This window comes from Cupriavidus sp. WS (assembly GCF_000395345.1).
Lineage (GTDB): Bacteria > Pseudomonadota > Gammaproteobacteria > Burkholderiales > Burkholderiaceae > Cupriavidus > Cupriavidus basilensis_B.
Genome location: NZ_AQPL01000311.1, coordinates 1 through 7,219 on the forward strand (window position 1 = coordinate 1; position 7,219 = coordinate 7,219).

Below are 7,219 nucleotides of genomic sequence, written 5' to 3' on the forward strand. Positions count from 1 at the left end.
GAGGCCCGCGCCGATGGCACGCAGGAGCACACCGTGAACGCATCCCCGACGCAGCCGGACGCGGCGGCCAGCAAGGTGCCGGCCGTCACGCTGGCCTTCTGGATCACCAAGATCGCCGCCACCACGCTGGGCGAGACCGGCGGCGACGCGCTGTCGATGTCGCTCGGCCTGGGCTACCTGCTGAGCACGGCGATCTTCGCCGGGCTGTTCCTGCTGGCCGTCTCGGCGCAGGTCTCGGCGCGGCGCTTCCATCCACTGCTGTACTGGACCACCATCATCGCCACCACCACGGTCGGCACCACGCTGGCGGATTTCGCCGACCGCTCGCTCGGCGTCGGCTACGCCGGCGGCACCACCATGCTGGCGCTGCTGCTGGCCACCTCGCTGGCGCTGTGGCACTGGCGGCTGGGCTCGGTCTCCGTGCATGCCGTGCAATCGCCGCATGCCGAGATGTACTACTGGGTGACCATCATGTTCTCGCAGACGCTGGGCACGGCGCTGGGCGACTGGACCGCGGACAGCGCCGGGCTGGGCTACCTGGGCGGCATGGCGGTGTTCGGCGCGCTGCTGGCGGCGCTGGCGGCGGCGTACTACCGGACTTCGGTCTCGCGCACCGCGCTGTTCTGGGCCGCCTTCATCCTGACCCGCCCGCTCGGCGCCGTGGTGGGCGATTTTCTCGACAAGCCGCTGCACGCGGGCGGCCTCGCGCTGAGCCGCTTCTCCGCCTCGGCCGCGCTGCTGGCCTTCATGGCCGCCTGCCTGCTGCTGTTCCCGCAGCGCGCCGCCACGCGCCCGCACTAGCCGCCGGCCGGCCTAGCGCCCGCCCGGCCCGAAGCGCTCGCGGTAGTCGCGCGGCGTGATGCCCATCTGCCGCAGGAACGCGCGCCGCAGCCCCTCGTCCGAGCCGAAGCCGGTGCGCGCGGCGATCGCCTTGAGCGGCAGGTCGCCCTGCTCCAGCAGGCGGCGCGCGCCTTCGATGCGGGCCGACTCGATGAACGCCATCGGGCTCGCGCCCGTCTCCTTCGCGAACACGCGCCGGAAATTGCGCTCGCTCATGGCCACGCGCGCCGCCATCTCGGCCAGCGTGAAGTCGCGCGCGAGATCGGACAGGATCCAGTCCTGCAGCCCGCGGATGCCGGCGTGGCTGGTGGCCTGGCTGGCCAGGTGCAGGCTGTATTGCGACTGCCCGCCCGGGCGCTTGAGATAGACCACCAGCTCGCGCGCCAGGTCCAGCGCCAGCTCGCGGCCCAGGTCTTCCTCCACCACCGCCAGCGCCAGGTCGATGCCCGCCGTCACGCCGGCCGAGGTCCACAGGTTGCCCTGCCGGATGAAGATGGCGTCGGCATCGACCTCCACCGCCGGGAAGCGCTGGCGCAGCAGCGCCGCCACGCTCCAGTGCGTGGTGGCGCGGCGCCCGTCGAGCAGGCCCGCCGCGGCCAGGAAGAAGGTGCCCGAGCACAGCGCGATCAGCCGGCCGATGCGCGGCGCCACCGCGCGCGCCCACGGCACGATGCCGTGCGCCTCGCCCATCGCGCGCTCGATGTCGCGCGCGCCCACGATCAGCGCGATGTCCGGCAGCAGCACGGTGTCGAGCCGGGCGGTGGCCTCCAGCGTCATCAGCGTGTCCGAGCGCACCGGGCCGGTCTCCAGCGCCACCACGCGCGTGGCGTAGGCCGGCGGCTGGCCGCGCTGGGCCAGCCGCACGTTGGCGTAGTCGAACACGGTCATCGGGCCGACCGCCTCCATCGCCTTGAATCCCGGGTACACCACGATGTCCACCCGCCGCGGGGCGGTGTTCGGCTGCGCTTGCATCGGCCTCGTCCGCAATCAAAGCGCCGATCTTAACCCGGCGCGCACCCGCCTTCGAAGGTTATGCGCCCACCGCCTAAAGCGCTGCGCGTGCAAGCTTGCGCCAACAAATTCGTTCTGTTGCGCTGAACCATTTCTTAGCATGGTGCATGCCGTCGCGGTCCGGCCACCGGTTTGACCACCGATCTGGCCACCCGACTTCCGCCATCCGTCCCCATTCCGCCGCCCGCGCGACCACGCCAGCGGGCAGCCCAACCGAGGAGCGCCATGCATCACCAGCCCGAGCAGCCGTCCGCCATCAACCGTCCCGCCGGGACACCACCGGGCGGCGGCACCCTGAGCCGCCGCGGCTGGCTGAAAGCCGCCGGCACGCTGGCCGTGGCCGGCGGCGTGGCGCCCTTCGTCTGGGCGCCGCGCGCCCGCGCCGCCGGGCAGCTCAAGCCGATCAAGCTGGCCTGGAACGCCAGCTCGGTGTGCTTCGCGCCGGTGGCCGCGGCGATCAAGGAAGACATCTTCCGCAACCACGGCCTCGACGTGGAACTGATCAACTTCGGCGGCTCCACCGACCAGTTGCTCGAAGCCATCGCCACGCGCAAGGCCGATGCCGGCGTGGGCATGGCGCTGCGCTGGCTCAAGCCGCTCGAGCAGGGCTTCGACGTCAAGCTCACGGCCGCCACGCACGGCGGCTGCATGCGCCTGCTGACCACGCGCAACTCCGGCGTGACCGACCTCAAGAGCCTCAAGGGCAAGACCGTGGCGGTCAGCGACATGGCCAGCCCGGCCAAGAACTTCTTCTCCATCCTGCTGGCCAAGCGCGGCATCGACCCGGTGCGCGACGTGGAATGGCGCCAGTACCCGGCCGACCTGCTCGGCATCGCGCTGGAGAAAGGCGAGGCCCAGGCCGCCGCCGACGGCGACCCGCGCACCTACCTGCTGCGCAAGGAGCGCAGCCTGATCGAGGTGGCCACCAACCTGTCCGACGAATACGCCAACCGCGCCTGCTGCGTGCTGGGCATCCGCGGCAGCCTGATCCGCGAGGACAAGGCCACCGCGGCCGCGCTCACGCATTCGGTGCTGCAAGCGCAGGAATGGACCGTGGCGCACCCCGAGGAAACCGCGCGCCACTTCGCCGAGTTCGCCAAGGTGCCGCAGGCCGACGTGGTGGCCATGCTCAAGAGCCACACCCACGGCCACCACCCCACCGGCGGCGACCTGAAAAAGGAACTGGCGCAATACACGGACGAGCTCAAGCTGGTGTCGGTGATCCGCCCCGGCACCGATTCCACCAAGTTCGCGGACCGCATCTATGCCAACGTACTCAGCTGACGGGCAGCAAGGCACGCCGGAGGCGTTCGACGCCCACGACGACTTCCTCGCCCTGCCCGCGCCGGCGGTGCCGCGCGTGTGGCTGGGCGGCGCGCTGGCCGCGGCCGGCTGGCTGGCGGTGGCCGCCACCGTCAGGTTCTGGCCCGAGGCCGAGGACTGGCCGCTCACGCAGGAGACCGCGCAACTGTTCGCCGCGTTCGCCGGGCTGCTGCTGGTGCTGGCCTTCGTGCAGCACCGCCTGGGCCGCGCCGGCGCCGCGCTGCGCCGCTCCGGGCCGTGGCTGGTGGTGCTGGCGCTGCTGACCTTCGTGTGGGAGGTGGTGACCGCCAAGCTCGGCCTGCTGCCAAGGCCGTTCTTCGCGCCGCCGCAGGCGCTGCTCGAAGTGTTCCTGGACGACTACGCCAAGCTGGCCGACGCCGTGGCGCACTCGCTGCGCCTGCTGGCCACCGGCTACCTGCTCGGCGCGCTGGCGGGCTTTCTCACCGGCGTGGCGATCGGCTGGTCCAGCCGCGCCGGCTACTGGGTCCACCCGGTGCTGCGCCTGCTCGGGCCGCTGCCGGCCACGGCCTGGCTGCCGATCGTGTTCTTCGCCTTTCCCAGCAGCGCCAGCGCGGCCACCTTCCTGGTGGCGCTGGCCACGTGGTTCCCGGTCACGGTGCTGACGTGGTCCGGCGTGGCGGCGGTGGACCCGGCCTACTACGACGTGGCGCGCACGCTCGGCGCCCGCGAGCGCTTCCTGGTGCTCAAGGTGGCCGTGCCGGCCGCGCTGCCGAGCGTGTTCGTGGGCCTGTTCATGGGCCTGGGCGCCTCGTTCTCGGTGCTGGTGGTGGCCGAGATGCTGGGCGTCAAGTCGGGCCTGGGCTGGTATCTGCAATGGGCGCAGGGCTGGGCCGCCTACGCCAGCATGTACGGCGCGCTGCTGGTCATGGCGATCCTGTTCTCGGGCCTCATCACGCTGCTGTTCCGCTCGCGCGACCGCCTGCTGGCGTGGCAGAAAGGAGTCGTCAAATGGTAAGCGCCGCCGCTCCCGCCATCGTCACCGAACCGGCCGCCGCCAGCAATGGCGTGCGCCTGACCATCGATCAGGTCAGCCATCATTTCAGCCTGCGCGACCAGGTCCTGCCGGTGCTCAACCGCGTCAGCCTGACCGCCGAGCCGGGCGAGTTCGTGGCCCTGCTCGGCCCCAGCGGCTGCGGCAAGTCCACGCTGCTGCGGCTGGTGGCCGGGCTGGAGCCGCCGCGGCGCGGCACGCTGGCCGTGGACGGCGTGCCGATCACCGGCCCCGACCCGAGCCGCGTGGTGGTGTTCCAGGACCCCACGCTGTACCCGTGGCGCACCGTGTGGGACAACGCCGCACTCGGGCTGGAAGCGCGCGGCCTGCTCTCCACCCAGCGCCAGCGCGTGGACGACGCGCTCGCGCGCGTGGGCCTGAGCGATTTCGCGCGCGCCTATCCGCGCCAGCTCTCCGGCGGCATGGCGCAGCGCGCCGCGCTGGCGCGCGCGCTGGTCAACGAGCCGCGCCTGCTGATCCTGGACGAGCCGCTCGGCAAGCTCGATTCGCTCACGCGCCTGAGCATGCAGGGCGAACTGGTCTCGCTGTGGCAGCGTTCGGGCTTCACCGCGCTGCTGGTCACGCACGACGTGGAAGAAGCGCTGCTGCTGGCCACGCGCGTGATCGTGTTCAGCGAGCGCCCCGCGCGCATCACCGCCGAACTCAAGATCGACCGCGCCTACCCGCGCCACCGCGACGACCCCGAACTGATCCGCCTGCGCCGCGAGATCCTCGGCCTGCTCGGGCTGGGCGAAGGATGGTAGGCGCGCCCACGCGACTGCTGCCGGCAAGCGCGCGGAGCCGCCATGCCGGATGAGCTCTGGCACCTGCACGGCGCCTGGTGGCTGGGCGCGGACGTGCTGCCGGGGCGCGCCGCGGCGGCACGTCCGGCAAGCGCCGCGCTCCGGCTTGCCGGCTTTGCCCTCCTCTTCCTCGTGCCGCTGTGGTGGCTGCTGGCCGGCCTGCCGTGGCGCGGCCAGCCGGCGCCCGGCCCGCTGCTGCAACAGGCGCAGGCCCGCGGCGAGCTGGTGGTCGGCGTGCACGCCTATCCGCGCGCCACGCCGCCGGGCCGGCCGCTGGTGCCCGAACCCGATCCCGCCGAGGCCGCGCTCGCCGCCGGACTCGGCCGCGCGCTGGGCGTGCCGGTCAGGCTGCGCCACCTGCCCGCCGACGGCAACGGCGCGCCGCCGGCCGGCCTCGACCTCGCCTTCGGCAACGGCGGTTTTACGCAACCACGCACGCAACCGCGCGCGGCCCAGGTCCGCGCGCCCGCCATCGCGCCCGGCACGCTGCTGACGCTGCGCTTCACGCCGGTGGACCGGCTCGGCGCGCTGGCCGGCAAGACCGCCTGCGTCAGCCAGGACAGCCCCTACCAGGCCGCGCTGGCCCGCGCCGGCGCCACGCTGCGGCGCTATCCGTCGCCATTGCAGACGCTGCTGGCCTTCCGCCGCGGCGATTGCGCGGCGGTGGCGGAAGACGCCGCGCTGGCCGCGCGCGTCATGCGCCTGCCCGAATGGCGCTTCTTCGTCGCCGCGCCGCTGCTGGTGGACGGCGCCGGGGCGCTGCTCGCGCTGCCCCGCGCCGACGCGCAGTCCGCACGCTGGCTCGAACAATGGCTGGCCGGCCGGCGGCGCGACGGCCTGCTGGCGCGCTGGCGCGACGCCGCCGCCGGCGACGCGGCCTTCAACATGATGCTGGTCGAAAGCGGGCTGATCTGCCACTGAACCGCGCCGGCGCACACACGACACACATGCAGCACCACACCATCCAGGAGCAACAATGAGTTTGTCATCGAGCGGCGCCAGCAGCCGCCAGCGGATCTCCGAGTGGCATCGCGCCAGCGGCTTCGCCGCCGTCGGCCCCGAGACGGATGCCGCCGCCACGCCGCGCCCCCTGCCCACCGACGACACCCTGCGCGCGCTGTCCGCCCGCTTCGCCGCGCGCGCCGCCGCGCACGACCGCGACGCCAGCTTCGCCCACGAGAACATCGCCGAACTGCACGCGCTCGGCCTGCTCGCGCTCACCGTGCCGCGCGCGCTGGGCGGCGCCGGCGCCGGGCTGGCCGAGGCGCGCCGCGTGATCCACCACGTGGCCATCGGCGACCCGTCCACCGCGCTGGTGCTGGTCATGCAGACGCTCACCCACCGCAGCCTGGCCAACGACACGCAATGGCCGCAGGCCGTGCGCGAGGCCGTGCAGCACAGCGCCGTGGCGCAAGGCGCGCTGATCAACTCGCTGCGCGTGGAGCCGGAGCTGGGCTCGCCCGCGCGCGGCGGCCTGCCGGGCACGGTGGCGCGCCGCCACGGCGACGGCTGGGCGCTGTCCGGCCACAAGATCTACGCCACCGGCATCCCCGCGCTGGGCTGGCTGGCGGTGTGGGGCCGCACCGACGAGCCCAGCCCGCGCACTGGCGTGTTCCTGGTGCCGCGCGACGCGCCCGGCATCACCGTGCTGCCCACCTGGGACCATCTCGGCATGCGCGCCACCAGCAGCCACGAGGTGATCTTCGACAACACCCCGCTGCCGGCCGACCACGCCGTGGACCTGCGCCTGCCCGCCGCCTGGGCCGACCGCGTCGACCCGGCCTGGGCCGCGTGGTCCTCGACGCTGCTCGGCACGCTCTACGACGCCGTGGCGCGCGCCGCGCGCGACTGGTTCGCCGGCTGGCTCAACCTGCGCGCGCCGGGCAGCCTGGGCGCGCCGCTGGCCACGCTGCCGCGCTTCCAGGAAGCGGTGGGCCGCATCGACGCCTGGCTGCTCGCCAACCGCGTGCTGCTCGACCGCTTCAGCGCCGACGCCGACGCGGGCGCGCCGGCCAGCGTCACCGACAGCAACCTGCTCAAGCTCAACGTCACCGACAACGCCATCGCCGCGGTGGAACTGGCGCTCAAGCTGGCCGGCAACCCGGCGCTGTCGCGCGGCAACCCGCTCGAGCGCCACTACCGCAACGTGCTGTGCAGCCGCATCCACACCCCGCAGAACGACGCCATCCTGGCGGGCGCGGGCGCGCAGGCCCTGCGGGCCGCCGCCGAG

At 73.4% G+C, this 7,219-nt stretch carries 7 protein-coding genes; 6 read left to right on the plus strand and 1 reads right to left on the minus strand.

Going from position 1 to position 7,219, the window contains the following annotated elements; all coding sequences use genetic code 11:
- Window positions 1-33: 33 nt before the first annotated feature.
- Window positions 34-801 carry a membrane protein gene (locus tag K206_RS0124000; protein ID WP_029044015.1) on the plus strand — a complete coding sequence of 256 codons (768 nt, stop codon included), beginning with the start codon at window positions 34-36 and terminating at the stop codon, window positions 799-801.
- A gap of 12 nt (window positions 802-813) precedes the next feature.
- On the opposite strand, the gene K206_RS0124005 is transcribed toward K206_RS0124000, so the two are convergent.
- On the minus strand, window positions 814-1,812 hold the full coding sequence (locus K206_RS0124005; protein ID WP_020204937.1) for a GlxA family transcriptional regulator: 999 nt from the start codon (window positions 1,810-1,812) through the stop codon (window positions 814-816).
- A gap of 264 nt (window positions 1,813-2,076) precedes the next feature.
- On the opposite strand from K206_RS0124005, the gene K206_RS0124010 reads away from it, so the two are divergent.
- The 5 genes from K206_RS0124010 to K206_RS39125 all read left to right on the plus strand — a co-directional run.
- The gene (locus tag K206_RS0124010) at window positions 2,077-3,135 is read left to right on the plus strand and encodes an ABC transporter substrate-binding protein (protein WP_020204938.1); all 1,059 of its coding nucleotides are present in this window, start codon (window positions 2,077-2,079) and stop codon (window positions 3,133-3,135) included.
- Window positions 3,116-4,150: an ABC transporter permease gene (locus K206_RS0124015; protein WP_020204939.1), complete on the plus strand. Its 1,035-nt coding sequence runs from the start codon at window positions 3,116-3,118 to the stop codon at window positions 4,148-4,150. Before K206_RS0124010 ends, K206_RS0124015 begins: the two co-directional genes overlap by 20 nt.
- Window positions 4,144-4,950: an ABC transporter ATP-binding protein gene (locus K206_RS0124020; RefSeq protein ID WP_020204940.1), complete on the plus strand. Its 807-nt coding sequence runs from the start codon at window positions 4,144-4,146 to the stop codon at window positions 4,948-4,950. The genes K206_RS0124015 and K206_RS0124020 overlap by 7 nt, the downstream gene beginning before the upstream one ends.
- A 42-nt stretch (window positions 4,951-4,992) precedes the next feature.
- Complete coding sequence (locus K206_RS0124025) at window positions 4,993-5,910, plus strand: transporter substrate-binding domain-containing protein (RefSeq protein WP_020204941.1); 918 nt, start codon at window positions 4,993-4,995, stop codon at window positions 5,908-5,910.
- A gap of 55 nt (window positions 5,911-5,965) precedes the next feature.
- A partial coding sequence (locus tag K206_RS39125; protein ID WP_020204942.1) for an acyl-CoA dehydrogenase family protein occupies window positions 5,966-7,219 on the plus strand: 1,254 nt, incomplete at its 3' end.